21 protein-coding genes and 3 pseudogenes are annotated in these 24,772 nt (G+C 60.4%); 8 read left to right on the forward strand and 16 right to left on the reverse strand.

The annotated features are described in order from the left end of the window. Positions 1-538: 538 nt before the first annotated feature. Positions 539-1,264 (forward strand): TIGR04282 family arsenosugar biosynthesis glycosyltransferase, encoded by a 726-nt coding sequence (locus tag ACOYW2_RS21505; RefSeq protein WP_482767929.1) that lies wholly within the window; start codon positions 539-541, stop codon positions 1,262-1,264. On the opposite strand, the gene ACOYW2_RS21510 is transcribed toward ACOYW2_RS21505, so the two are convergent. The 5 genes from ACOYW2_RS21510 to ACOYW2_RS21530 all read right to left on the reverse strand — a co-directional run bounded on the left by ACOYW2_RS21510 (position 1,188) and on the right by ACOYW2_RS21530 (position 4,879). Then, positions 1,188-1,913 carry an energy-coupling factor ABC transporter ATP-binding protein gene (locus tag ACOYW2_RS21510; protein WP_482767930.1) on the reverse strand — a complete coding sequence of 242 codons (726 nt, stop codon included), beginning with the start codon at positions 1,911-1,913 and terminating at the stop codon, positions 1,188-1,190. The two genes, ACOYW2_RS21505 and ACOYW2_RS21510, sit on opposite strands and share 77 nt — an antisense overlap. A gap of 196 nt (positions 1,914-2,109) precedes the next feature. Then, the gene (locus ACOYW2_RS21515) at positions 2,110-2,880 is read right to left on the reverse strand and encodes an energy-coupling factor transporter transmembrane component T family protein (RefSeq protein ID WP_482767931.1); all 771 of its coding nucleotides are present in this window, start codon (positions 2,878-2,880) and stop codon (positions 2,110-2,112) included. Further along, a complete protein-coding gene (locus tag ACOYW2_RS21520; RefSeq protein ID WP_482767932.1) occupies positions 2,877-3,428 on the reverse strand; it encodes a hypothetical protein in 552 nt (183 codons plus the stop codon). The genes ACOYW2_RS21515 and ACOYW2_RS21520 overlap by 4 nt, the downstream gene beginning before the upstream one ends. Next, entirely contained in the window at positions 3,425-4,057 is a 633-nt protein-coding gene (gene cbiM, locus ACOYW2_RS21525) for a cobalt transporter CbiM (protein WP_482767933.1), read from the reverse strand. The genes ACOYW2_RS21520 and cbiM overlap by 4 nt, the downstream gene beginning before the upstream one ends. A gap of 51 nt (positions 4,058-4,108) precedes the next feature. Beyond that, positions 4,109-4,879: a DUF4198 domain-containing protein gene (locus tag ACOYW2_RS21530; RefSeq protein ID WP_482767934.1), complete on the reverse strand. Its 771-nt coding sequence runs from the start codon at positions 4,877-4,879 to the stop codon at positions 4,109-4,111. 634 nt (positions 4,880-5,513) lie between these two features. Here ACOYW2_RS21530 and ACOYW2_RS21535 point away from each other — a divergent pair. Together ACOYW2_RS21535 and ACOYW2_RS21540 are read left to right on the forward strand one after the other, a co-directional pair. Further along, positions 5,514-8,075 carry a response regulator gene (locus tag ACOYW2_RS21535; RefSeq protein ID WP_482767935.1) on the forward strand — a complete coding sequence of 854 codons (2,562 nt, stop codon included), beginning with the start codon at positions 5,514-5,516 and terminating at the stop codon, positions 8,073-8,075. Positions 8,076-8,271: 196 nt separating this feature from the next. Next, positions 8,272-8,547: a DUF4405 domain-containing protein gene (locus tag ACOYW2_RS21540; RefSeq protein WP_482418025.1), complete on the forward strand. Its 276-nt coding sequence runs from the start codon at positions 8,272-8,274 to the stop codon at positions 8,545-8,547. Positions 8,548-8,687: 140 nt separating this feature from the next. Here the strand turns inward: ACOYW2_RS21540 and ACOYW2_RS21545 are convergent, their stop codons facing one another. Further along, a complete protein-coding gene (locus ACOYW2_RS21545; protein WP_482767936.1) occupies positions 8,688-9,224 on the reverse strand; it encodes a YkgJ family cysteine cluster protein in 537 nt (178 codons plus the stop codon). Between the two features lie 221 nt (positions 9,225-9,445). Between ACOYW2_RS21545 and tsaA the strand changes: the two genes are divergently transcribed. Further along, the gene (gene tsaA, locus ACOYW2_RS21550; RefSeq protein ID WP_482418027.1) at positions 9,446-9,919 is read left to right on the forward strand and encodes a tRNA (N6-threonylcarbamoyladenosine(37)-N6)-methyltransferase TrmO; all 474 of its coding nucleotides are present in this window, start codon (positions 9,446-9,448) and stop codon (positions 9,917-9,919) included. A 177-nt stretch (positions 9,920-10,096) separates the two neighbouring features. Here tsaA and ACOYW2_RS21555 read toward each other — a convergent pair whose 3' ends face one another. Further along, complete coding sequence (locus tag ACOYW2_RS21555; protein WP_482767937.1) at positions 10,097-10,543, reverse strand: heavy-metal-associated domain-containing protein; 447 nt, start codon at positions 10,541-10,543, stop codon at positions 10,097-10,099. 373 nt (positions 10,544-10,916) lie between these two features. Here ACOYW2_RS21555 and ACOYW2_RS21560 point away from each other — a divergent pair, with 373 nt between their 5' ends. Next, positions 10,917-11,681, forward strand: a complete 765-nt coding sequence (locus tag ACOYW2_RS21560) for a TSUP family transporter (RefSeq protein ID WP_482767938.1) — start codon at positions 10,917-10,919, stop codon at positions 11,679-11,681. 269 nt (positions 11,682-11,950) lie between these two features. On the opposite strand, the gene ACOYW2_RS21565 is transcribed toward ACOYW2_RS21560, so the two are convergent. Both ACOYW2_RS21565 and dapF read right to left on the reverse strand, forming a co-directional pair. Beyond that, entirely contained in the window at positions 11,951-12,361 is a 411-nt protein-coding gene (locus ACOYW2_RS21565) for a hypothetical protein (RefSeq protein WP_482767939.1), read from the reverse strand. 96 nt (positions 12,362-12,457) lie between these two features. Beyond that, positions 12,458-13,299: pseudogene (gene dapF / locus ACOYW2_RS21570) on the reverse strand (diaminopimelate epimerase). A gap of 295 nt (positions 13,300-13,594) precedes the next feature. Here dapF and ACOYW2_RS21575 point away from each other — a divergent pair. After that, positions 13,595-13,888, forward strand: coding sequence for a GYD domain-containing protein (locus tag ACOYW2_RS21575; RefSeq protein WP_180142785.1), 294 nt, complete (start codon positions 13,595-13,597; stop codon positions 13,886-13,888). A 113-nt stretch (positions 13,889-14,001) separates the two neighbouring features. Here the strand turns inward: ACOYW2_RS21575 and ACOYW2_RS21580 are convergent, their stop codons facing one another. The 7 genes and pseudogenes from ACOYW2_RS21580 to ACOYW2_RS21610 all read right to left on the reverse strand — a co-directional run bounded on the left by ACOYW2_RS21580 (position 14,002) and on the right by ACOYW2_RS21610 (position 19,897). Next, positions 14,002-14,835 (reverse strand): thiamine pyrophosphate-dependent enzyme, encoded by an 834-nt coding sequence (locus ACOYW2_RS21580; RefSeq protein WP_482418032.1) that lies wholly within the window; start codon positions 14,833-14,835, stop codon positions 14,002-14,004. A gap of 179 nt (positions 14,836-15,014) precedes the next feature. Next, positions 15,015-16,109, reverse strand: coding sequence for a hypothetical protein (locus tag ACOYW2_RS21585; RefSeq protein ID WP_482767940.1), 1,095 nt, complete (start codon positions 16,107-16,109; stop codon positions 15,015-15,017). A 156-nt stretch (positions 16,110-16,265) separates the two neighbouring features. Beyond that, positions 16,266-16,807, reverse strand: a pseudogene (locus tag ACOYW2_RS21590) (2-oxoacid:acceptor oxidoreductase family protein). A gap of 275 nt (positions 16,808-17,082) precedes the next feature. After that, positions 17,083-17,928, reverse strand: coding sequence for an NAD(P)/FAD-dependent oxidoreductase (locus ACOYW2_RS21595; RefSeq protein ID WP_482767941.1), 846 nt, complete (start codon positions 17,926-17,928; stop codon positions 17,083-17,085). Next, entirely contained in the window at positions 17,925-18,104 is a 180-nt protein-coding gene (locus tag ACOYW2_RS21600) for an FAD-dependent oxidoreductase (protein ID WP_482767942.1), read from the reverse strand. The genes ACOYW2_RS21595 and ACOYW2_RS21600 overlap by 4 nt, the downstream gene beginning before the upstream one ends. After that, positions 18,104-18,202: pseudogene (locus ACOYW2_RS21605) on the reverse strand (4Fe-4S binding protein); the annotation flags it as partial. The gene ACOYW2_RS21600 and the pseudogene ACOYW2_RS21605, both read right to left, overlap by 1 nt. Before the next feature lie 54 nt (positions 18,203-18,256). Next, on the reverse strand, positions 18,257-19,897 hold the full coding sequence (locus ACOYW2_RS21610) for an FAD-dependent oxidoreductase (RefSeq protein WP_482767943.1): 1,641 nt from the start codon (positions 19,895-19,897) through the stop codon (positions 18,257-18,259). A gap of 598 nt (positions 19,898-20,495) precedes the next feature. Here ACOYW2_RS21610 and ACOYW2_RS21615 point away from each other — a divergent pair. Then, positions 20,496-21,668, forward strand: a complete 1,173-nt coding sequence (locus tag ACOYW2_RS21615) for a citrate/2-methylcitrate synthase (protein ID WP_482418036.1) — start codon at positions 20,496-20,498, stop codon at positions 21,666-21,668. Positions 21,669-21,684: 16 nt separating this feature from the next. Further along, complete coding sequence (gene acnA / locus ACOYW2_RS21620) at positions 21,685-24,339, forward strand: aconitate hydratase AcnA (RefSeq protein WP_482767944.1); 2,655 nt, start codon at positions 21,685-21,687, stop codon at positions 24,337-24,339. Positions 24,340-24,772: the final 433 nt, after the last annotated feature.

Raw genomic sequence — 24,772 nt, forward strand, 5'->3', positions numbered from 1 at the left:
AGATTTCCGCTTTCACCGCCCGGCGAACATCGCCGACGCATCAGCGTTTCTCCGGATGGGTCTCGGCACAACGGCACTCACCTGAAAGCTTGGCTCGGGTGATTTTCGTCAGCAGCGTGGAGGTTCCATGGCGCGCAAGGTCATCGGAAATATCCCCGCGGGTCAATCCGAAACAATGGCACAGGACCTCATCTTTATCAGATGGTTTCATAACCAATTATTATGGAGCCCCTGCCCCGTCAAAAGCAAGGAGAAAGGTGGACACTCCCGGGCCCGCCTCATATGTTTTTTTGCACCGGGCGGCCTTGCCGGGGGCCAGGATTTTGCCTGATTTTATGGTTTGGGTTTGGCAGACAGGTTTCAAAAGATATATCGACTCGCCAGAACATCTTGGTTTATCGAGCAATTTGGATTTAATGACCAAATTGTCATTCACGGTTTTCTGCTCATTCGTCTCCCCCTTCGGGCAAACCGAGGGCACTCGGCCCGTGATATATCCGGGTAAGGATGATACCGTGGAAAGTTGAAAGGAGATCCCATGCCCCTGATCATTCTCTTTGTCAAAGCCCCGGAACACGGCAAGGTCAAAACCCGTCTGGCGACCCGTCTGGGACATGCCACGGCCCTTGCCCTCTACCGACGCTTTGTGGAAACCACCCTTGAGCGCCTGGCCCCTTTAGGGCCCATCCGCATTGCCTACACCCCGGAAAGCAAAAAATCGCTCATGGAAGACTGGCTTCCAGACCATACCGACATGCGCCCCCAGCGGGGGGACGACCTGGGAGACCGCATGAAAAACGCCCTCACCGAGGCCTTTGACGACGGACATCACCGGGCCGTCATCATCGGCGGGGACATCCCGGACCTGCCCACGGACCGTATCCGCGAGGCGTTTCATGCCCTTGAGGGGCACCAGATGGTGCTGGTTCCGGTATCAGATGGAGGGTACTGCCTGGTAGGGGCGCGCAAGGGGACCCTTCTTGCGCCTGTCTTCGACACAATGAGATGGAGTTGCGAAACGGTGACGGCAGAGACGCTCAAGCGGGCTGAGGCCCACGGCATCCCCCTGAAATGCCTTGAGGGCTGGTACGACATCGACACGGCCGATGATTTCCTGGCCTTTGTCCGGCGCCATGAAGAGACGGACGAGGTGCCCGCGCTCTACCGGGACGCCGCACACCTGCTGCTTAATGATGGTGATGGGGCCTGTCCCCGTGGCGATGGACATGGGCGTGACGATGCAGGTGAAGGCCTTCGTCCGTGACCACCTTGCCCCTTACCAGGCTGCACAGGGAATCGGTCACCTGCTCCAGGAAATCAAAATCGTGGGAAATCACCACCCGAGCCACCTTGGAGGCCTGAAGGACGGCCACCAGCCGCGCAAAGGTGTCACGGTCCAGGCCCGTGGTGGGCTCATCCAGGAGAAGCAGGTCAGGGTCCATGGCCAACACCGTGGCCAGGGCCACCATGCGCTTCTCCCCGCCGGAGAGCCGAAAGGTGATGCGCTCTTCGTAACCGGAAAGCCCCAGCTCCGAAAGAACGCCCCTGGCCTTTTCCAGGGCGTCATGCCGCCCCAGGCCCAGGTTCATGGGGCCAAAGGCCACATCCTCCAGCACCGTTGGGCTGAACAGCTGATCGTCGGCATCCTGGAACAACAGCCCCACCCGCCGCCTCACCTCCTTGAACCCCTTTTCGCCGGAAACCTCCCGCCCAAAGGCCGTGATCACCCCGGCCTCGGGTTTCAGCAGCCCCATCATCAGGTGGAACAAGGTTGTCTTTCCGCTGCCGTTGGGCGCGATGAGTCCGATGCTGGCCCCTTTGTCCACGGCAAAGTCCAGCCCGTTGATCACCGGTTCCCGGTCTCCGGGATACCGGTAGGTCAATCCTGATAGATGCATCAACTGCTCAGCCATCGCATACCGCCTTCCTGTATTTGAATATATGGACAGGATAAAAATAAAACCGGGTTTGACACACAGGTCTTAAGCAAGCCTTTCCAGGCTCCGCCGAAATAATGTCCACTTTTTCACATTAGAAACGTTTTTTGCGGAGCTTTTTTTCAAAAAAGCGACCCGCCGGAGGCAAGCTGAATCGTTACACTCGCTTTTTTCAAAAAGCCCCCCACCGAACGGCCACGTCAAGTCCCACAAGGGCCGCCACGCAACCTGCCATGCAGGCGGCCTGGGGAAGGCAACCGGCCAGCCCCCGGGAACGTCGTGCCGCGGGCAGGCTGAACCGGCCGTCAAAGCCCCTCAATACCATGGCGCTGTACACCCGCTTTGCCCGCAGGTGGGAGCGGACCAAAAGCATGGCAGCCATGTGGGCAAAGGTCCTGTAGCTGTGCAGGGAGGTGTCGGGCTGAAACCCGCGCATGCGGGCCGCGTTCCTCAGCTTGCGGTACTCCCGCTCAATGACGGCGATGTACCGAGCGCTCATGACGATGAGAAAGGCCAGCTTCACGGGCATGCCCAGGGCATTTAAGGCATGGCCCAGATCAAAGGTGTGCATGGTGGAGACCAGGGCCATGAGGATCAGGAGGATGGAAAAAGACTTCAGGGAGATCAAAAAGGCCAGGTTCAGTCCGTCTCCTTTGACGGTCAGAGGCCCCAGGGCTTTAAGCACCGGTCCCTCTCCGGTAAAGGGAAGGACAGCCCAGAGAATCAGCAAAAACAGGCACAGGGGCAAAAGCCTCCTGGCAACCGAGCCAAGGGGCAGCCGCGCCAGCAGGACAAAGCAGCTTCCCAACCCCAGGGCGGCCACGGGCACCGCTGGGCTCGCGGCAAGGGCTGTCACCAACGAGAGAGCAAAGGCCGCGGCCACTCTTACGGTGGGGGCTATGTGGTGGATGGGGGAGTCGATGTCCGCAAAGGCTTCGTTCATATGCTCCCCTTTCGACTTCGGGCCCAGGCAGCCATTCCCAGAAGGCCCACGATGTAGCCGAGCCCTCCGATGACGTCCCGAACCCGCGTCTCCTCCTGCTGCCTGTGCAGGGCCTTGGCCACGGCAGTGTCCACCACCTGCGCCAGGCGCTCCCAGTCCCGGTCCGCAAAACCCGGCGCCACGGAATGGGCCTGCGGGGCGGGCTCACCGGTCACTCCGGCCGGGGTCTCAACCGCGCCGGACGGCTCCAGATCCCAGCGGCTCTTGTGGCCCATGCCGGCGTCCACCTCCACGGTGAGGGCACCGGGCTCGGGGCGGGGAAAAATCAACTCCCCTTTGTCGTTTGTTTCCCCGGTGAACACCACGGTACCGCCTGCGTTGTAGACCCGGATCACCCCGTGTTTCACGGGACGCTTTCCGGCAAAGGTGCTTTCGGTGTAGATCTCCCCCCCTTCGTCAAGGGCAAAAATGTTGATGCGATGGGCCAGGGCCGGGGAGGCCGCCAGAAGGAGAACACTTAAAACAAGGAGACATCGCAGGGGGTTCATCGCCCCTCCTTTCGCCCGTCCGAAGGCGACATGAGCCCTCCGAGCAGTTCAGGGTAGACCCGCAGGAGAAACGAGACCACAAAAGCGGTAAAAAGCCCTTCCACCACCATCACAGGGGCGTTGCCCACCACCGACGCCCAGGCGATCACCGTAAAGTTCTCCCCGGTGAACACCAGGGAGGCGGCCAAAAGAAGGGAAGAGATAAAGACGGCGAGAAACCCGCAGCCAAAGGAAGCGGCAAGGCCCACGCGCCCCGAACGGGATACCAGGGGCCCGAGGATCAGAGAAACCGCCACGGCAGGGGCTGCCATCACCACGGTGTTCACCCCCAGGGTGGTGAGCCCCCCGTACTGGAAGAGAAGGGCCTGCAGGAGCAGGCCCGTAAAAATGGCGGGAAAAGCAGCCCAGCCCAGGACCAGGCCCACCAGCCCGTTCAGGACAAGGTGGACACTGGCCGGACCGATGTTCAGGTGAATCAGGGACGCCACGAAAAACGCGGAAGTCACCAGCGCGGCGCTGACGGTCGCCTCCCCGTCCATCCGTTTCAGCCCGTAGGCCACACCGCCCGCGGCAACGGCCGCTCCGGCCAGAAGAACCGGAGCGGACAACACCCCTTCGGAAATATGCATCACTGAATTCCTTGGTCAATCACATGGTTCTCTGGTGCCCGGTGCCCCGGATCACCCCTGCCACTTGGAAAACTCCACCCAGAGGACGGCACCAAGCTCCACGCCCTTTTTCTCCCCTTCGGCCTCCAACTGATAGTCCGCCTCATTGAGGGCGGAAAATCCCCACCACCCCTCGTTCGGCACGGTAAAGGAGAACACGCCGTTGGCATCGGCCTTGACCACCTGGGTCACCAGATACTCATTGGCGGCCTTGGCCTTGCCGTCCTGGTTGTAGAACTCCACCTCCACCTCGGCCCAGGGCACGGCCTTGCCGTCGAGCTTGACCACTCCCTGGAAGAGATTGCCGGCGTACAGGCCAAAGGGCCGGGTCAGGGGCACGATCTCGGTTTTCAGGCCCAGCTCGTCATCCCAGCCCTCTTCGCTGCCGTAAGCCGGCACAATGGTCTTGGTGTAGTGGATGATGAAAAGATCCTCGGCGGGCTCCCAGTAGGGCTTCGGTGTCATGACAAAGGTATAAACCCCGGGCCGCTTCACAGCGTAAGAGGATGCCCAGGAAGGGTTCCCCATGACCTCAGAAGGGGTCAGGGTTCCGGTGAGGTCGCGCTTATTTCCGTCCACGACCACGGAAAACTCCGCTGGTTTTTCAAGGGGCATGCCCACCCCTTCAAAGGGGTGCGAAAACGAAAGGGAAAGGCCCAGCTCTTTTCCTGTTTGCCGGGATACAACGGATGTGTCAGGGATCACCATGCCGAAGTGGGCAAGGGCGGATAAGGGAAGGGAGGCCACAAGGGCCAGGGCAACGGCTGCTGCGAAGCGTTTCATTTGGATTCCTCCATAGTTCGAAAAAAGCAAAAAGCCACATAAACGTAAACCGCATGACATCACCGCAAAAAACGACACCGGCCTGGGCCTGGGGTGGCCCGGTTCACCCGACGGGGTGGTCCCAGAGACGTTTTTTACGAACGCATCATCTCACGTGAAAGCCTTCGTGGCTGTTTACCTTCGTGGAGCGCCCATTCATGACAACTTCAGAACAACGACTTTCGCAACAGACTTCGTGTCTGCCATTATTTAACACAGATAGCGTGAAGGAATTGCTCTTGTCAAATCCAAAGTGAAAAACAAAAGCCCTTGCCTTTCGAGGCTTCGCGGCCTTTCGTCGTGCTTATTCATCGGCTGTCCGGCTGCGACGCATTACCGGTAACCTGCTGAAATCCCAATTGACACGCCCACCACCGATTCGGTATATTTGTTAAAAGCATCCTCACATTTCAAAGAGATATCCACACCGACAAAGCCGTCGCTTGCAAGCACCCCTCTCCCGACGACAGGTGCCCCGTCACCAGACGCGAAACGCCATTTTTCCCAAGACGTCAACAGAGACTCAAAGTCGGAGAATTTCCCGTGGTCCCTGCCGGACCATTGCCTTTGCACTGACCATGCAATGGAGACCATCATGACCTCAACCCATAGCACCCCCCGGGGCCCCATCCTTGTTGTTGACGGAGATGCCTCGGTGATCAACAGTTACGCCCCATACCTGGAAACATGCGGCTATGAGGTAATGACGGCCCGGGACGGTTTTGCCGCCACCCAGCTCATCGCCGTTCACCCGCCGGAGCTCATCATCTTGCTGCACCTCGCCATGGACGGGCACTCGTTCTTTCGGCACCTCCAGCGGAGGTGGCCGGAGATCCCCGTCATCGTCACCTCCACCACCTGCGAACCCACCGAGGTGGTGACGTGCCTGCGAAAAGGGGCCAGCGACTTCCTCATCAAGCCTTTGAAAAACATGGACATACTCTCCCTGTCCGTAACACGCACCCTCCGGGAAGTAAAACTCCGGCAACAGAACCAGAGATACAAAGAGCTCCTGGAACAGCGCATTTCCCGCAACTCCGAGGAGTTGAGGACCACCAACCGCTACCTCACCGAGCTCAACCATCGCCTCACCGAGGTGGTTGAATCCTCCAGAAGGCTCTCCACCTGCGTCACCATCGAAAGCTTCGGCACCCGCCTGCTCGAAGAGTTCAGCCACCACTTGGACGCATCGGGCGGAAGCCTCTACATCGCCGGCCAGGAAGGCCTGCGCCTCGTCCACTGCCTGGACGGGGGCCACGCTCCGGGGCTCATCAGTTACCCCGTGGCCAAAAGCTCACCCTTCGGCTACGCCCTGTACCGGAAAGAGCCCGTCCTCATCGGGGACATCCGCAACGAAGGGGCCCTGCGCCCCAGCGGATACGGAGGGTATCACAACGGCTCCTTCGTCATCTTTCCCCTGCAGAACCAGGAGGGCAAGCCCTTTGGGCTGGTCTCCCTCCACGGAAAAAAAAGCCCCCCCTTTGTTCATCAGGACCGCGAGGTGGGGGGCCTTTTGGCCTCTTACAGCTCCGAGACCCTGCGGGCCGTCCGGGCCATGGAAGCCCTGTCCAAGAGCGAAGAAAAATACAGACTCGCCGCCCTCACCGCCAGCGACCTCATCAGCGAATGGAGCCCGGCCACCGACGACCTTGTCTGGTTCGGCAACATCGACGCCGTCATCGGCTCGGCACCGGAGACCCGGCCCACCACCATGGAGGCCTGGCTCGCCCTGATTCACCCCGACGACAGGCAACGTATTGCCGAAACCTATCGAGGCAACACCCACTGCGCCACAGCCCCCCCCATGGACTATCGGGTCCGACACCTCTCCCACGGCTGGCGCCACTTCCGCGAGCGCACCACCACCCTCAAGGCCAAAGGGGGCGCCACCAAGATCCTGCGCGCCTGCAACGACATCACCCGGGAAAAAAGCGCCGAAGAGGAGCGCATCATCTTCGAGCTGAAAATGCAGCATGCCCAGAAGCTGGAAAGCCTGGGCATCATCGCAGGGGGCATTGCCCACGACTTCAACAACATCCTCATGGCGGTTCTGGGCCACGCCGACATCGCCCTGGAAGAGGTCGCCGGCAACCCCGGCCCGCAGAAAGCCCTCAACAACATCGTCACCGCAGGAAAACGGGCCACGGAGCTTGCCCGGCAGCTCCTTGTCTACTCGGGCAAGGGAAAACTGGAGACCAGCATTGTCGACATCAACACCCTGGTGACCGATATGATGAGCCTCATCGAGGTGTCGGTCTCCAAAAAAGTGCGCATCCTTTTTCACCCGGGCCGCCACACCCCCCACGTGGAGGGCAACCTCAGCCAGCTGCGCCAGGTGATCCTCAACCTCCTCACCAACGCCTCCCAGGCCATCGGCAACGCCAGCGGCCAGATCGACATCCGCACGGGCAAGGTCTTCTGCACCCGAAGCGACCTGAACGCCTGTTCCATGCCCGTGCGCCCCGGCGTGGACGCCACCCTGCCCGAGGCCACCTACACCTTCATCGACATCGAAGACACCGGCTGCGGCATGGACGAAACCACCCGGGACAAACTCTTCGACCCCTTTTACACCACCAAGAAGACCGGCACGGGCCTGGGCATGGCCGCGGTTCTGGGCATCATCCGGCAACTGCGGGGCACCATGACCGTGGACAGCACCCCGGGTGTGGGCACCCGCATCCGCGTGCTCCTGCCCGCATCCCTTGCTGCCATTGAGCAACGGAAGCAGCCGAAGGCGCCCTCTTTGGAAAAACCCATCCAGCAACAGGGCGGCCTGGTCCTCATCGCCGACGACGAGGAGCCCGTAAGGAAGATCTCCCAGCGCATGGTGGAAAAGCTCGGGTTTTCTGTTATCTCGGCCAAAGACGGCAGGGAGGCGGTCTCTCTGTACAAGGCCCACCGGCAGGAGATCCGCTGTGTCATCCTCGACATGACCATGCCGGGGCTAAGCGGCAGCGAAGCCCTGGACCAGATCCGGCAGGTCGACCCATCGGCCAAGGCCATCATTGCCAGCGGGTACGGATCGGCACCGTCCCAATCGACACCGGCCGAAGACGACACCTGCGCTTACCTCCAGAAGCCTTACCAGATAAACGAACTCAAGCAGGTCCTTCGTGAAATGCTCAACGGCAGCGGCCTGCCGCCCCAGCCATAAAGGGGCCCAACGCCACCTTGTACCGGCTCCCCGGGGAGCCGGTCTTTCCCTCCTTAGTAATAATTCCCCCGATCTTGCCATCTCCAATCTATGACCAACGTTTTGAAGCAGCATTTGATTTTTTCCCACCTCGGTCGTATATCTAGAGCAACGAGACAAGACAAACATACAGATTCATGGAAGGAGTAATAAAGCGATGGAACGCCCGAAGAAATTGTGGGGGGTCAATGTGGCCCTTTTTGTGCTGGGGGTTTTTCTTGCGGTAACGGGGTTGATCAATGCATGGATTCTCCCCCACGGGTACGAGGCCAAAGGAAGCGTGCTGGTGGACATCCGCCATGTACTGACCGATGTCCACGAGTGGGCGGGACTCCTGTTTATCCTTGCCGTGGCCCTCCACCTGGTATTGCACAGCACGTACATCCGCAAAAACATGGCCGCCTTCGGTTGGACCCGCTGGATCAAACCTTAAAAAAGCACTGGGCACCCCTTGCCTCCGTCCCCACCGGGGACAAGGGCTCGGCTGACAAAGAGCCACGCCGCCACGTGTCTGTTTTATGTGTGCCATAGCCCATCCTGCCTGTTGTTGATCCCACCTCACATCACCGGATGTCAGACCAGCTCCAGGAACAGGGTGTCGGCAATGGAGAGCCGCTCAAAGGGAGGCTCTCCCCCAAAAAGCGCCTGGCAGAACATGGCATTGACGGCGGCCAGGGTCTGGTTCATGGGCTCCAGGTCGATCATGACGTCCCCTGAAAGGGAGGAGAGCCCCTGAAAGTTCTCCGGGCAGAAGTCGACCCTCCGGTTCCCCTCGCCGTCGTCAAAAAGGATGGGAAGGCCGTGGGTCCTGCAGATCAAAGGCCGGTCCCCGTAAAGGAGGCAGGCCCCGTCCCCGTCCAAAAGAGGGCAGGGTCCTTCATCGCTGCTTTCGGTGGCCCGGGCCAGGGCTGAGGCCTTCTGGGTCTCGGAAAGGGTGTCAAAGGCCAGGCGAAGGCTGACGGCCTCCACGGGAAAAAGAGAAATATTCAGGCAACAGGCGCTGCACCCCTTACGACAGGCCATGTGGCCTGTAAGCGCGGCTTCGATCTCCCCGCACCGGGCGTTCACCCGCGAAAGAAGTGTCCTGTAGTTTTCAAACAATGCGTCCATGGATATCTCCATAATAGGGTCAGGAAAAAAAACAGGGGGAGGCCAGATATGGAGGCAGGACGATGTACGACGTACCTTGATTAAAGCCACCCGATTCGTATGGCCTTCATCCCGAAGGCATACGACACATGCGCCGGTGGCGGTTTCTTCAGAAACATGATGTGCGCGTGCTTATGTAGTGCATTTCACTCCCCCAGACAAGAAAAGGAGCACCCCAGACCATGGAAATAGCCCCCATCGGCACCCTGTACACCCCCCACACGGAACTTTCGTCCATGCCCATCCAGCCCAAAGGCGCCACAGAGGTGCAGGGGCGCGCTGTCCTCCTTCCAGAGTACGCTGAGGGCCTGGCCGACCTGGCGGGCTTCAGCCACATCTACCTCATCTATCACTTCCACAAGGCCACACGCACCGAACTCACCGTGGTCCCCTTCATGGACACCCATCCCCGCGGGGTCTTCTCCACCCGATCTCCCTTGCGCCCCACCCACCTCGGCCTCTCCATCGTCCGCGTCACCCGGGTTGATGGAGCCACCGTGCACTTCACCGGGGCCGACATGCTCGACGGCACCCCGCTTATGGACATCAAGCCCTACATCCGAAATTTCGATCATGTGGAGGAAAGCACATCAGGATGGATGACCGCAGACGAAAAAACAGTATCCGATAAGCGGTCCGACGACCGGTTTGTGTAACATAAGGGGAAATGATTCAGCTTGTTGCTGCCTCCGGCTGCCCTGCCGGGGGCCAAGCGTAAAAATTTGGCCAACAGGCCTCGCGAGTCACTTTGGAGCGGCCAAAAGGCAATGCAACCCAAACGTTTCTGCGAAGCTTTTTTCAAAAAGCGACCCGTCGAAGGGTGGCTCTAAAGGTCAGCGGGCCCACCACGCCTTCAGCTTCATGTACAGGGCCCTCCAGCTCTCTCCGGACCCACCGCAGGCGGGCCGGGCCTTACCTGTACAGCAGCTTCCTTCCATCTCAAGGGGGGACACGCCCATCACCACGGCCATCTCTTCGGGGGAGGCATCCGCGGTTCCCGTAAGCCGGGCCGGATAGCCGCTCCGGGTAATGGCCAGGCCGACGTCCTCGGGAGAGATCCCGGTGTCATGCATCACCACCACCACACCGCTTGAAAACGCCCCGGTCACCCGGGCCCCCTCCGCCACTCGGGACACCCCTGTTGAAATCACGGAAAGACAGTCACCGCATGTCATCCGCTCCACGGCGTATGTTGACTTTTTCCCTGCACCCTGCGCCCAGGACAGCACCGACATCGCGCCCACAAAGAGCACGGCAAGGACAACCATCGCCCATCGCATCTTCCCTCCTTTGCGCATTGCACGCCCACCGTGAGTTTTTTCCAAATTTGTGCGCATCGGTTGCGCCTGCGTGTAAATCTTTCATAAACCATGCCGACCAGACGAAGAATCGCCCTTGGCTGCCCCGTGGGCGACCATAAAGAAAGGGGCGGGACGCAAAGGGCACAGGGCTGGCGAATACTCTGCACCTGCCTGAAGACTATTAGGTAATTCCCGGTTGATTTTACGGGTAACAATGATACGAAAGGCGTGTTGAAGGGAGTGCCCGTCGGCTCTACGGAAAAACGGCACACGGAGACTCCGAGATACCACAGGTTGAGCCCCCGTATCAGGGCAGGCTCTTCCTCAACCATCCACCATCGCTGGGAGCCCCATGGATTTTGCCCTTACCCCCGTCATCGCCCTTTCTCTTTTTGCCACCGGAACCGCCGCAGGATTTGTGGATTCCATCGCAGGGGGAGGCGGCCTCGTGGCCCTTCCCATGCTGCTCTCCGTCGGTGTGCCGCCCCAGCTTGCCCTGGGAACCAACAAGCTCCAGGGCTCCTTCGGCACCTTTTCAGCCGCCCTCACCTACATCCAGAAAGGCGAGGTGAACCTGAAAGAGGCCGCCCTGGGCATCGCCGCCACCCTCACGGGCGCCGCCACCGGTGCCTGGACCATCCAGCACATGGAGGCAGGCTTCCTCAAAGGGCTCATCCCGATTCTGCTCCTGGCGGTGCTGGCCTACACCCTGCTCTCCCCCGATTTCGGGGACGCCCAGCGCAAACCCAAGCTCCCCGCCCCGGTCTTCTACACCCTCTGCGGCCTGCTCCTGGGCTTTTACGACGGCTTCTTCGGCCCCGGCACGGGCTCCTTCTGGACCACAGGGATGGTGCTGTTCATGGGCTTTTCCATGACCCGGGCCGCAGGCTACACCCGCGTCATGAACTTCACGAGCAACGTTGTGGCCCTCTGCGTCTTCATCGCCCTGGGCAACGTGGTCTGGACCGCAGGGCTCATCATGGCCGCAGGCCAGATCATCGGCGCGCGTACCGGCTCAGCCCTGGCCATCAAAAAAGGAGCCAGGCTCATCAAGCCCATCTTTGTCACCGTGGTCTTTCTCACCACGGCCAGGCTCATCTATCAAACGTACGCGTAGCGACTCCCCCCGTTTGACGCGCAAAAACGTGACCAAGCCATTGCCTCCGGCGGCCCTGCCGGGGGCCAAACGTTTAAAAAGTTTAACAAACAGGTCTTACAAACGACTTGGCCCCACCGAAAGTTACCGGCTGCCGGACTGTTTTGAATGCTCCGAAGGCAAAGCGGAGTCGTTACGCGAAGACAAAAAAACCCCGGCCTCTCCGAGAGACCGGGGCGTAAACATGACATGGGCAGAAGCCTCCCGTTGCACAATGACTGCAAGGGGCCTTAAGAATCCAGCTCGCGTTTGAATTTTTCAGCGATGTCGTCGAACAGGTCTTTTTCTTTCTTCTTCTGCTCTTCCTGAATGGCCTTGACCTTCTGTTCGTAGATCCCGGCGGTCTTCTCCTTAAACTTTTTCAGCTCCTCTTCCATGCGGTTCTCCCGCACTTTCTTAGGAAGAGCTTCCACGGCAAGATGGTCTTCCACCACAATGCAGGTGGTCTGAAAAGGGCCCTCCACCAGGGCAATAATGCCCTTGTCCGAAAGCTCCGTGCACACCCGGGAGACCCAGTCCGTGGTCATGCCGAGGATCTCGGCCACCTCTTTGAAAGAGGGGGACGCTTTTTTCGTAAACTCATGGACCCGAACGGCAGCCACCAGGGCCTGAGCCTCGTCATAGGGGGTCAACCGACTCATCACGCACCTCCCACCCGGTGGTCACCTCCTTGGAAACACCGGGGCAATCAAGGACTCGGCTCACGCCTCTCCGGCCTACCAAGCCCATTATCCACATTACAGGCGAATTCGCCCTTCGTACACCAGCCTGGCCGGACCGGTCTTTAAAATATGGTTGTCGGCCTCGTTCCAGGCAATGGCCAGATCGCCGCCCTTGAGTCCCACGGTCACCTCGCGGCCCGTCAGGCCCAGAAGGTGGGTTGCCACGGCCGTGGCACAGGCCCCGGTGCCGCAGGCCAGGGTCTCGCCTGCACCCCGCTCCCAGACGCGCATCTTCACCTCGGAAGGCGACACCACCTCCACGAACTCCACGTTGGTCTTTTCAGGGAACAGGGGATGGACCTCAAGGGAAGGGCCAAACGCTGTGGGTTCATCTCCGGTCAGGCGGTCCACCACAATGACGGCATGGGGATTGCCCATGGAAACGGCCGTCACGGCATACTCCCTGCCATCGGCTGTGACGGGAACGGACACGGCCCGATCACCGTCCACATCAAAGGGAATCTTTCGCGGGAACAAAATGGGTTCGCCCATGTCCACGCACACCCGGGTCACGCCGTTTTGTGTTGCCTCGATGATCTGCATGGTCCCAGCCAAGCCCTCACTGTGAAGCGGGTGCCGGAAAGAAGCCCCCTGTCGTTGACAAAGGCGGCAAAGCAACGCATCCCGTTGCCGCACATCTCCGCCTCGGACCCGTCGGAGTTGAAGATACGAAACCCGATGTCGCAGGTCTCCGAGGGAAGGGCCATGATAATGCCGTCGGCACCCACGCCGAACCGCCGGTCGCAAAGCTTTCGGGCAAGCTCCGGGTACCCCATGGCGCCCAGGGCCCCGTCCATGTCGTCCAGCAGGACAAAGTCGTTTCCAATACCTTCCATTTTCGCAAACTCGAGAACCATGATACCCTCCGGGGTCGATAAAATGTTGTGATCCCATTTTCATACCGAATACGCATGTATCACACAATATGTTTGGCGGCCTAACAATAAAAACCCGCCCGAAAAGAAGGCGCAAAACGTCATCAAATCAGGAACACGGTGTTTGACACAAATCCTTGTTCAAAGGTATAGTTAACCACAGACTACCCACCACACACCACACGACATAACCGCACCACATCACCCCCGTCAGGCATGTCCCCCCGCACCGCCTGTCGGACAACCCAACCATCAACGTCGAAACGGAGGTGAGCCGATGAAAACCTTTATCATCCTGACGGAATTGACCGAAGAGGGCAAAAAGGCCATCCAGAATGACCCGGCCGGCATGAAGCTCTCGGCCCAGGCCATTGAAAACCGTGGCGGCATCCTCGTGGACCAGTTTGCCCTGCTGGGGCCCTGGGACTTTCTTACCATCATCAAGGCCAAGGACGAAAAATCCATCTTCCGCATCACCACAGAACTTGACGCCCTGGGCACCGTCAAAACCATGACCCTTCCGGCCATGCCCATCGAGGAGTTCATCGACGACATCATCACCTCCATGTGATCCCTTTCCCCCACTGATTCCCGGCACACACAAACAGCCCATGATCCGAACCGGGATCATGGGCTGTTTTGTTGTGTTCGAAAGCCGTTACGGAGTTTTTTTGCTACTGCCCGTTACCTTCCCGTGCGTTGCGCTTCCAGGTGATCGATGTAAGAGGGCCGAAGGGCGTCCTGATAAAAAATGCCGGTCATGAGGCGCTCGTCCCGTGCCAGGCGCAGGGCGGCTTCGTGGTCTTCGGGGTCATGGGTGTGGGGCAGGGGAAGGGCCAGCTTCGAGAGGCGCTTCCAGGTGTAGTTCTCCTTGTCGAAGGTAACGCACGGAGAGACAAGGTGCAGAAAGCTGAACCCCTTGTGAAGAATGCCCTGGTGCATGATTTGCTTCATGCCCTCCACATCCCCGGCAAAGCCCCGGGCCACAAAGGAGGCGCCGTAGGAGAGGGCCAGGGCCACGGGGTTCAGGGGGGTGTCCGGGTTGCCCCGTGGGTGGGAGCCGGTGACGTTACCCATGGGGGTGGTGGGAGACGACTGCCCCTTGGTGAGGCCGTAGATGGAGTTGTCGAAAAGAAACAGGGTGACATCGATGTTCTTCCGGGCGATGTGGGGCAGATGGCCGCCCCCGATGCCCAGGATATCCCCGTCTCCGCCCACGGTAAAAACCGTGAGATCCGGGGAGGCCAGCTTTACGCCGCTGGCGATGGGAACAGCCCGCCCGTGGAGGGTGTGAAACCCGTACACCTTCATGAAGATGGGAAACCGCCCGGCGCAGCCGATGCCGCTGACCACGCACATCTCTTCATTGCGAAGGCCCAGCTCCCCCACCACCTGCAAGAGAGCATGGGCAATGCCGAAATATCCGCACCCCGGACACCAGGTGGGCAGCTCACGGGTACGATAGTCAAGGAACCCCTCTCCCCGGACTTTGACCAGGGCGTCGCTGATGTAGGTCATGGCAACTCCGTCTTTGGTCCAAAAGCGCCTCCGGCGGCCCTGCCGGGGGCCAAACTTTTGAAAAGTTTGACAAACAGGTCTGTGGCGAGCAGTATTCGAAGGCCCAGCCCTTACCCAGTAAACACTTGCAATAACAGAGCATTAAATTAATCAGGCCGTATTCTCATAAACTATCCGGGTTAAAACTTAAATTTCCCGATAAACTCCAGAATATCCTCGGACGCCATGGGAAGGCCGGAGATGAGGTTTAAACGGTGCACCTGCCGGTTGATGACAGGTGCCACGAGGTTGGCGTATTGACCGGTGTGGTTGAGTTCGGCCACCACCAGGGTTTTGCAGCGGTTGCTGAAGGCTTTCAAGGCCTCTTCAGGCAGGGGATAGATCACCGAAGAGTGGAAGGAAGCGATGCGGTGCCCCTTTTTCCCGGCCCTTCTCACGGCCTCTTCCGCGGCCCCGGAGGAAGATCCCCAGGAGAGGATTCCGATGTCCACCTCCCCTTCGGTGCCGGACTCCATCACGGTCGGCAGCTCGTCCTGAAGGGTCTTGAGCTTCCTGAACCGCTTCTCGGTCATGGTCAGGTGGTTCTCCCCGTCGTAGACGGGCTTGCCGTGGGTGTTGTGCTCCAGGCCGGTGGCCACAAACATCCCGTAGGGCATGCCCGGCAGGGTCCTGGGAGAGATGCCGCTGTCGGTCACCTTGAAGCGCTCGTAATCGTCCAGGGCCTCGTCCGGCGGAAACACGTTGGCGGACAGCATGGCCTCCCCGGGGGGATCGGGCTTGGGAATGTTTCGGATGCTGTTGGAAAGGTAAAAATCAAGGAGAATCACCACCGGAGTCTGATACTTCTCGGCGGCATAAAACGCCAGGCAGGTCATGGCATAGCAGTCCATGACGTCCCGGGGGGCAAAGACCACCCGGGGCGAATCCCCGGTGCCTCCCCACACCGCAGCGGACAGGTCGCTCTGCTCCATCTTGGTGGGAAGCCCGGTGCTGGGGCCACCCCGCTGGGAGTTCACGATGACGGCGGGCACCTCGGCCATCACCGCCAGGTTGATCATCTCCCCCATGAGGGCAAAGCCCGGGCCGGAAGTGGCCGTCATGGCCCGTTTCCCGGAAAAACCCGCCCCCACCACGTTGCCCGCAGCCGAAATCTCATCCTCGGTCTGAAGCATCACCCCACCGGAGTCTCCCAGGCGCTTGCTCAGGATCTTCCGGCGGCTGATCTGGTGGCCGGGGTGATGGGGTACGGGCGTAAAGGCGAACCCCGCTGCCATCGCGGCCATCCATCAGCACGTTCCATTCATGATCGCCTACTTTTTACGCCCTACTACGGGTACTGGTGGCGAGTTCTTTTTCAGGAAGGTGGCGGGCCAGGATCTCCTGCACCTCCTTGCATCCAGCTGGTAGGCCCAGGAGAGAAAAACGGCCTGTCAGATGATCACCTGTTTCTTGCCCTTGTCCTTCCTCCTGCCTGGGTACAAGGCCTTGGTGGGCAGGCTTCGGCATGAGAGATGCCGGCAGAAGGGCGGCCGCGCACCAATGGCCACCATGTTACGCCCCTTGGCGTTGCCCGCGGCCTTGTTGGCAAGCTCCAGCATGGGAATGCCGTAGGCGGTCATGCCCGGCTCAGCCCACCCGGCGATGCTCTTGTCCTCTTCGTGGCAGACCGGGGGCTTGCTGTCGTAGATCAGCACCCCGTTTTTCCGAAGCCCGCCCACTGGGTGATGGCGTGGGCGTCGTTCAGGGCCACCAGCACGTCCGTGTACTTCCCCGGCGAAAGCACTTTGTCCGTGCTGACGCGAAAGTGGGCCACACACTTGCCGAAGCCCCTGATCTCCGAAGGAAACGAATCAAAGGAGACAATGTCGTAGCCCTCGCTGCTCATGAAGCGGGTCATCACCTCGCCTGCGGAGATGGTCCCCTCCCCTGCGCTGCCACAGATCTCAATCACAATATCAACGCTGGTCGTCATCGTGTTCGCTCTCCTGTATTGAACATGCAGCACAAAAAATTATCTGCCTCCGGCGGCAAGGTGTGCCACCTTGAAAGCAAGTTACGAATGCGCTTTCCCCCTCGGCCCTCGTGGAAAATCACATTCGCCTTTATTTTTCATGATTGGTTTTTAACCATAAAGCTCCCTTCGACACATGGGGGGGAATACCCCACACCGCCCATCACGGGCGTAGCCCGTCAGCGAATGTGATCGGCCTTAGGAACGAAGGCCGGGAGCATTTGCGAACCCGGTTATCAACAGGCAAGGATTTCCACCAGGAGGTGCGGATGGTGACCCCATACCATACGGAACCTGTCCTTGGGCTGATAGTCGATAATCTTTTCCCGCCCCAGAAGGTTCATGGCGGTGATCTCCCCTTGGGCCTCGGCATTGCCCCAGCCCACGGAAACCCAGTAATCCTTGAGGTCCGGGTTGTAGATCTGGGCGCAATCCCCGCAGGCGTAAACGTCTTCGTGGTTGGTGCGCATGAGGTGATCCACAAGCACCCCTTTTTCCGTGTTGATGCCGCTGCCCACGAGAAATCGGATGTTGGGTACGGAGCCGAAAAAGGAGAAGACCAGGTCCGCCGAGAGCTCAGCGCCGTCGGGCAGGGTAAGGGTAAACCCCTCCCCTTCGGGCCGCACGTCTGTCACGGGCTCGGCATCGGTGATGACCGTCACCCCAAGGGAAGTGAGGCGCTTGGTCACGCTTTTCTGAATCTCATCCTTGAGGCTCACGGGCCAGAAGAGGCTGCTGTAGAGGACAAACACCACCTCCTTGCCAGCTTTTCGCGCCTCCCGGGCAAAGCCCATGCTGGTAAGGTCTCCGCCAAGAACGGCCAGGCTGGAGACTTTTTCCATGGCGTCTCGGACGCTCCGGGCGTCGTCGAACCCTGCCAGGCAGTGAAGGTGATCGGCAAACCCGGCGTGTGTGGGGAGCCTTCGGGCCGAGGCCCCCACAGCCAGGATGAGTTTGGTAAAATGCACCTTTTCCATGTGCCGGAGGTAGACCACCTTTTCGGCCGGATCCACCTTCTCCACGCGCTGCCCCAGGCGCAGGCGGATATGCTTCTCCTGATAGCCGCGGTAGGGACGAATCACGAGGTCCTCGGCCTCGCAGCCTCCGCGGTAGCCGAGGCACCCGGTGCTTGTAACCCGGGCTTCTCATCGGAGATGATGGTGATCCTGGCCTCGGGGTCTTCCCGGCGCAGGGTATCGGCCGCGCTGTTGCCCGCCGGGCCGTTTCCTATGATGACGTAATGGTCGTCCTTTGGCATCACTCCTCCCTGTCCACTTCCACCAGCTCGGTTTTGGTTATGGTTATGCAGTCCATGGGACAGACCTCGTAGCACTTCCCGCAACGGATACACCGCTTGTTGTATACATTCCGATGGCAATGGCCACCACGTCGTTGCCGTTGCCCGTTTCATTATGCTCCATAGCTCCCGTCCGGGTTCTCGGCAACGCTTGTGATCATCTTGATGCCGTCCCGGGGGGCCACGTCGATGCACATGGAACAATCCCAACGGGAGACGTCGATCTCGTACTTCAGGCTGCAGAGGTAGCAGCGCAACGACTCCTTGACGGCCTCGGCCTCGCCGTAGCCCTTCTCCACCTCGTTGTCCGCCTCCTCAAAGCGTTCTTCAACGGGCAGGGTGGGCATGGGCACCGGCTTGATAAAATCGTACTCCCGCTCCCGGTCGGTCTGTTCCGCCGGTTCAAACCGCACCAGAAGCGCCTTTCTCCTGCGCCCGGCAAAGAGCTCGTCCACCTCATGGGCGGCATGGCGCCCTGCGGCCAGGGCGGAAATAACGTTGGAGGCACCGGTGACGCAATCCCCGGCTGCGTAGAGTCGGTCCACGGAGGTGAGAAAGCGGCCTGCCTTGACTCCGATGCGCTGCCCGTCCATTTCCAGGGGCTGGCCCAGGTCCACCCGGGGGTGCTGGCCGATGGCGCTGATGATGGTGTCCGCTTCCATGACAAACTCAGAATTCTCAATGGGCACGGCGATGCGGCCCTTGCCGTCCGGGGTGTCTTCCAGCCGGGTTCGCAGGAACTCAATCCCCTCAACCCGGCCCCCTGTGCCCAGGATCCGGTGGGTGCTCACCAGGCTGTAGATGCGTCCTCCCTCCACCTTGACCTCGCGGATCTCATGGTCGTCCACGGGCATGTGCTCTTCGGTGGCCAAGATATTGATGCGCACGCTTTCCGCCCCCATGCGAAGGGAGGTGCGGGCACAATCCATGGCCGTGAAGCCGTCCCCCACCACGATGACCCGCTTGCCCGTCTCCACGTCCTGGCCGAGGTTGGTCCGCACCATGTAATCCAGGCCGGAGATCACCCCCTCCATCTCCTCCCCGTCCACCCCGAGGCGGTTGGGCTCCATGCAACCCACGGTGGTGATCACGGCGTCGTGCTTTTTAAGGAGGTCTTTAAGGACAATGTCGTGCCCCACCAGCACCCGGGTCTGGAGCGTCACCCCCAGCCTCAGGACATTTTCGATCTCCAGGTCCAGAATATCCCGGGGAAGCCGAAACGCCGGAATCCCGTAGCGCAGCATCCCGCCTGCTTCAGGCATGCTCTCATAAAGGGTCACGTTGTGCCCGTAAACGGCCAGGTCGTGGGCCGCGCCGATGCCCGCAGGGCCGGAGCCGATGACGGCCACGCTCTTGCCGGACGGGGCGTACAGATCCTCTTTGATGCGGTGCATGGCCGGTTTCAAATCGGCTGCCGACCGCTTCAGGTGGCAGATATTCACAGGGTCGCCCAGGTCGTCTTCCCCGTGGCGGCAAGCCGCCTCGCAGGGCCGGGAACAGATCCTGCCCAGGGTGGCGGGCAGGATATTGTAGACCCGGTTCAATTCATAGGAGCGCCCGTAGCGGTTCTCGGTGATGCACCGGATGTACCCGGGCACGTTGGTGGCGGCGGGGCAGGCATGCTGGCAGGGAACGTTATCGGCCATGTACCCGAAATCCCTCGGGTCGTCTGAAAAGGCGATCTCCTTGATAATGCGGAGCATGCCGCTGGTCCCGTCGTTCCCGCGCTGGCTGCTGTAGATCTCTCGTTTCATCGGCTTTTCCCGTGGGGTCTTTTCTGTAAAGCTGATTGACGATTCGTGACACTAATCGTGGTGAGACGGTTACGGTCTTGGTTCAAGGAAGCGGGAAGGGCCGAGGTCGAGACGCAAGGCAAGAAGATGGAAACCGGACCAGGGGAAGAGGCCGTCCCGCAAGGGAAGAGGGCCCTGCAGAGATGAATCCCCGCACCAGGCCCGTGACATGGAATTATTACCGCTAAATATACTCTCTTTTTGACAGCCACGCAAGGCGGTTGCGTTTTTTTAACCTTGTGGTTCTCAGGGATTTCATGTTTAATTAAGTATTCCAAGCCGCCGCAAGTTCGATATAAAAACACCTTTCATATCAACTTCTTGCAGAGCTTCCACCCATCTCTTCTGCGCTTCTGCTTGCTACCCTGCCTGCTCGCATCGCCCGCATCCGGGCCCTCTTTTGTTGCACGGTGGCGCCTTCGGAGTGTTTTGCCCAATCCGTTCCCCCCTGTGCCTCCCGCGGCACTCCGTGACGTTTTTGCCCGGGCGGATATGGCCGCACCCGGCCCCGCTCCCGACCCCATGTCAACACGACCCGACGCCTAACAAGGAGGACACCATGGACAGCAGCATCAAGAACATCGGCCTTCGCGGTGTGGTTATCGCCAGCACCAAAATCTGCGACGTGGACGGTGCCAACAGCCGCCTCCTCTATCGCGGCTTCCTCATCCAGGACCTGGCGATGGAGACCACCTTCGCCGAGGTGGCTCACATGCTCCTGTATGACAAGATGCCCGACATTCATGAGCTGGTAAACTTCTCCAACCAGCTGGAGAGGAACCGAACCCTGCCCCCCAACCTCATCTGCGCCATGCAGACGCGGCCGGTGACCACGCCCCCCATGGACATCCTCCAGGCCTGCGTCGCCCTCCTGGCACACCACGACGACACCCTCCCCGAAAACAGCCTCCCCCTGGCCCGCAACCGGGCCATGAGCCTCATCGCCAAGCTGCCCACGGTGGTGGCGGCCTGGACCCGCATCCGCCAGAGGCTGGCGCCCATCGATCCGGTGCCGGGCCTCTCCATGGCCGAGAACTTCTTTTACATGATCACGGGCAAGCGGCCGGACCGCCGCGTGGCCGAACTCTTTGACCGGGCCCTTATCCTGCATGCCGAGCACGCCTTTAATGCCTCCACCTTCGCCGCCCGGGAGGTGGCCTCCACCCGGGCCCATATGTACGCCGCGGTGTCCGCGGCCATAGGCTCCCTTTCCGGAGAGCTACACGGTGGGGCCAACACCCGGGTCATGGAGATGCTTAAAGCCATCGGCAGCAAGGAGAACATCCGGCCCTTTGTGGAGGAGAAACTGGAAAAAGGCGAGCTGGTCATGGGCCTGGGCCATGCCGTCTACAAAAACGGAGACCCCCGGGTGGAGATCCTGCGCCCCATGAGCAAAGAGGTGGGCGAGCGTGTCGGGGATACCCACTGGTATGAAATGACCGAAGAGCTGGAGCGGGTGGGCAAGGCCCTGTTCAAAGAGAAGAAAGGCATGGAGATCTTCCCCAACGTGGACTTCTACAGCGCCTCCCTCTACCACACCATGGGCCTGCCCCACGATCTCTTCACCCCGGTGTTCGCCATGAGCCGCATGGCCGGATGGGGCGCCCACATCATCGAAGAGCAGTTCGCCGACGAGGCCCACAAGCCAGTTCTCTACCGGCCGGAATCCGAATACATCGGTACCTACTGCGGCCCCGAAGGCTGCACCCTTGTCCCCATGGACAAACGATAATGCAAGGAGGCAACCTGTGATCTCCCTGGACTCCCTGATCCAAGACGTGGTTGTGGACGGCCGTCCATACGCCGCCGTGCATGTGGATGGCCTTGCCGGGGTCTACAGCGCAACCCCTTCCCGGCTTCCCTATTCCCTGAAAATCCTGGCGGAGAACATGGTGCGCAACATCCTCTGGGGACGCCTTGCCCCGGAGAACCTCACCCGGCTCCTCTCCTGGCGTGCCGAAGGGTTTTCCGCCGTGGGCATCAGCTTCTACCCGGCCCGGGTGCTGATGCAGGACTTCACGGGCGTCCCTGCCCTCTGCGATTTGGCCGCCATGCGGGACGCCGCCGTTAAGGCCGGGTTCCCTGCGGAACGGGTCAACCCCGAGGTGCCCGTGGACCTGATCATCGACCACTCGGTGCAGGTGGATTTTTTCGGCATGAAAGGAGCCCTTGAAAAAAACGTGGGCCTGGAGTTCGACCGCAACCGGGAGCGCTATGCCTTTTTGAAATGGGCTCAAAAGAGCTTCGACAACCTGAAGATCGTGCCCCCCAACTCCGGCATCTGCCATCAGATCAACCTGGAAAAACTGGGCACCGTGGCAGCCACCGCAACCCGGGACGGGCGGGCCTGGGCCTTCCTCGACTCCCTGGTGGGCACCGACTCCCACACCCCCATGATCAACGCCCTGGGCACCCTGGGATGGGGTGTGGGCGGTATCGAGGCCGAGGCCGTGATGATGGGACAACCCCTGTCCATGCGCCTGCCCAGCGTCACCGGGGTGCGCATCTGCGGCGCCCCTGCCAAAGGGGTGACGGCAACGGACGTGGTGCTTTTTATCACCGAACGGCTGCGCCAGGAGGTGGTGGTGGAGCAGTTCGTGGAGTACTTCGGCCCCTCCCTGTCCGAACTCTCCCTGCCGGATCGGGCCACCATCGCCAATATGACCCCTGAAAACGGGGCCACCGTGGGCCTCTTCCCCGTGGACGAGGTGACCCTGGGCTACCTCAAAGCCACGGGCAGGGACGATGCCGCCCGGTTTGCCGAGGCCTACACCAAAGAGACCGCGCTATTCCACGACCCCGCGTCAGAGCCCTCGTACAACCGGGTCATCGAACTCGACCTCTCGGCCATCACACCCTCTGTGGCAGGTCCTTCCCGCCCCCAGGACCGGATTCCCCTGCCCAAGCTCAAACCCGCCATGGAGGCCGCCTTCGACGGCCGGAAAAAGGGCAGGAGCATCTCCATGGGCGGCACCCTCTGCCGCGTGGAGGACGGCTCCGTGGTCATCGCAGCCATCACCTCCTGCACCAACACCTCCAACCCCCATGTGATGCTGGGGGCCGGGCTCATCGCCAAAAAAGCCGCGGCATTCGGGCTCTCGGTGCCGCCCTTTGTCAAAACATCCCTGGCCCCGGGATCCAGAGCCGTGGTGAAATACCTGGAAGATGCGGGCCTCTTGGCTCCCCTGGAGCAGCTCGGCTTTCACCTGGCGGGCTTCGGCTGCACCACCTGCATCGGCAACAGCGGCCCCTTGCCCCCGGAGGTGGCCCACGTAGTCGAAGAAGAAAACCTCAACGTGGCCGCCGTGCTATCGGGCAACCGGAACTTTGAGGCGCGCGTCCACCAGAAGGTGCGCAGCAATTTCCTGGCCTCCCCCATGCTCGTGGTGCTCTTTGCCCTTGCCGGGCGCACCGACATCGACTTCTTGCACGAGCACATCGGCTGCACCCCCGAAGGCAAGGAGATCTTCATGGCCGACCTCTGGCCCTCCCGGGAAGAGATCGAGGCGGTCGTCAACCGGTGCATCACCCCCGATACCTTCACCGCCACCTACGCCTCCCTCTACGATGGGGACGAGCACTGGCAGGCCATTGCCTCGGGAGCGGGCCTCACCTTTGACTGGGACACGGACTCCACCTACATCCGCAAGCCCCCCTTCTTCGATGAGTTCTCCCTGACGCTCCCCACCCCGGACACCATCACCGGCGCGCGGGTCCTGGCCAAACTCGGGGATTCGGTCACCACCGACCACATCTCCCCGGCAGGGGCCATCCCCCCAGCCTACCCGGCAGGGGTTTATCTCACCGGAAAGGGGGTTCCCCCGGACCAGTACAACTCCTACGGCTCACGCAGGGGAAACCACGAAGTCATGATGCGCGGCACCTTCGGCAACATCCGCATCAAAAACGAGCTGGCCCACGGCCGGGAAGGGGCCTACACCACCCTCTTTCCCGAACACGATGAAACCTTCATCTTCGATGCCGCCCAAGCCTACCAGCACCGGGACACCCCCCTTATCATCCTGGCCGGCACCGAGTACGGAACCGGCTCCAGCCGGGACTGGGCCGCCAAAGGCAGCCTCCTCCTGGGAGTCAAGGCCGTCATCGCCCAGTCCTTTGAGCGCATCCACCGCAGCAACCTCGTGGGCATGGGCGTTCTCCCCCTGGAGTTCCTTGCAGACGAGTCCGCCCGTACCCTCAACCTGAACGGCACCGAATCCTTCTCCCTCTCAGGCCTGGACACCCTGGAAGCCGGAGGCACCCTGTCGGTCCGCGCCCAGAAAGAAAGCGGCCAGGCCATCCTCTTCGGCGTCAAGGTCCGCCTGGACACGGTCAAGGAGGTGGAAACCTACCGCCACGGCGGCATCCTGCCCATGGTGTTACGCGAGTTGCTTGAAAAATAATTTTTCCAACAAAAAAGCCTCCGGCGGCCCTGCCGGGGGCTAAAAGGTCTAATCCGCCTTCGTTCCTGAAACAACAAAGGCTTATCCGTAATAATCGCCGTGGAGATACGTATGCACGCCCAACATGTCACAGGGACATGACCATCATCGTCCCCCCACCACGCCCCTTTCACCTCAATGACACCTGTATCAGAATAAACGCCACGTCATCCCATGGAATAGCGGGATATGGCCCCATTTGCTGCTGAAAACGCCACCCCGTCCCCATATCCACTCAGATCATTCTGCCCCCCGACCAAAAACACGCCGTTCCACGCTTGCTTTGCCATACAAACTGTGGTCTCATTCCAATAACTGATATCAAATCAAATAGTATTTACCTTTAAAACATGGAGATCCAGATACCGCTCCATATTGACCCTTTGAATTCGGC

This window comes from Desulfoluna sp. CLI2B (assembly GCF_056847375.1).

What these genes read in the sequence shown, in the direction of transcription:
- ACOYW2_RS21505 (WP_482767929.1), top strand. Translation starts at nt 539, where the DNA reads ATGCCCCTGATCATTCTCTTTGTCAAAGCCCCGGAACACGGCAAGGTC.
- ACOYW2_RS21510 (WP_482767930.1), bottom strand. Translation starts at nt 1,913, where the DNA reads ATGGCTGAGCAGTTGATGCATCTATCAGGATTGACCTACCGGTATCCC.
- ACOYW2_RS21515 (WP_482767931.1), bottom strand. Translation starts at nt 2,880, where the DNA reads ATGAACGAAGCCTTTGCGGACATCGACTCCCCCATCCACCACATAGCC.
- ACOYW2_RS21520 (WP_482767932.1), bottom strand. Translation starts at nt 3,428, where the DNA reads ATGAACCCCCTGCGATGTCTCCTTGTTTTAAGTGTTCTCCTTCTGGCG.
- cbiM (WP_482767933.1), bottom strand. Translation starts at nt 4,057, where the DNA reads ATGCATATTTCCGAAGGGGTGTTGTCCGCTCCGGTTCTTCTGGCCGGA.
- ACOYW2_RS21530 (WP_482767934.1), bottom strand. Translation starts at nt 4,879, where the DNA reads ATGAAACGCTTCGCAGCAGCCGTTGCCCTGGCCCTTGTGGCCTCCCTT.
- ACOYW2_RS21535 (WP_482767935.1), top strand. Translation starts at nt 5,514, where the DNA reads ATGACCTCAACCCATAGCACCCCCCGGGGCCCCATCCTTGTTGTTGAC.
- ACOYW2_RS21540 (WP_482418025.1), top strand. Translation starts at nt 8,272, where the DNA reads ATGGAACGCCCGAAGAAATTGTGGGGGGTCAATGTGGCCCTTTTTGTG.
- ACOYW2_RS21545 (WP_482767936.1), bottom strand. Translation starts at nt 9,224, where the DNA reads ATGGACGCATTGTTTGAAAACTACAGGACACTTCTTTCGCGGGTGAAC.
- tsaA (WP_482418027.1), top strand. Translation starts at nt 9,446, where the DNA reads ATGGAAATAGCCCCCATCGGCACCCTGTACACCCCCCACACGGAACTT.
- ACOYW2_RS21555 (WP_482767937.1), bottom strand. Translation starts at nt 10,543, where the DNA reads ATGCGATGGGCGATGGTTGTCCTTGCCGTGCTCTTTGTGGGCGCGATG.
- ACOYW2_RS21560 (WP_482767938.1), top strand. Translation starts at nt 10,917, where the DNA reads ATGGATTTTGCCCTTACCCCCGTCATCGCCCTTTCTCTTTTTGCCACC.
- ACOYW2_RS21565 (WP_482767939.1), bottom strand. Translation starts at nt 12,361, where the DNA reads ATGAGTCGGTTGACCCCCTATGACGAGGCTCAGGCCCTGGTGGCTGCC.
- ACOYW2_RS21575 (WP_180142785.1), top strand. Translation starts at nt 13,595, where the DNA reads ATGAAAACCTTTATCATCCTGACGGAATTGACCGAAGAGGGCAAAAAG.
- ACOYW2_RS21580 (WP_482418032.1), bottom strand. Translation starts at nt 14,835, where the DNA reads ATGACCTACATCAGCGACGCCCTGGTCAAAGTCCGGGGAGAGGGGTTC.
- ACOYW2_RS21585 (WP_482767940.1), bottom strand. Translation starts at nt 16,109, where the DNA reads ATGGCAGCGGGGTTCGCCTTTACGCCCGTACCCCATCACCCCGGCCAC.
- ACOYW2_RS21600 (WP_482767942.1), bottom strand. Translation starts at nt 18,104, where the DNA reads ATGCCAAAGGACGACCATTACGTCATCATAGGAAACGGCCCGGCGGGC.
- ACOYW2_RS21610 (WP_482767943.1), bottom strand. Translation starts at nt 19,897, where the DNA reads ATGAAACGAGAGATCTACAGCAGCCAGCGCGGGAACGACGGGACCAGC.
- ACOYW2_RS21615 (WP_482418036.1), top strand. Translation starts at nt 20,496, where the DNA reads ATGGACAGCAGCATCAAGAACATCGGCCTTCGCGGTGTGGTTATCGCC.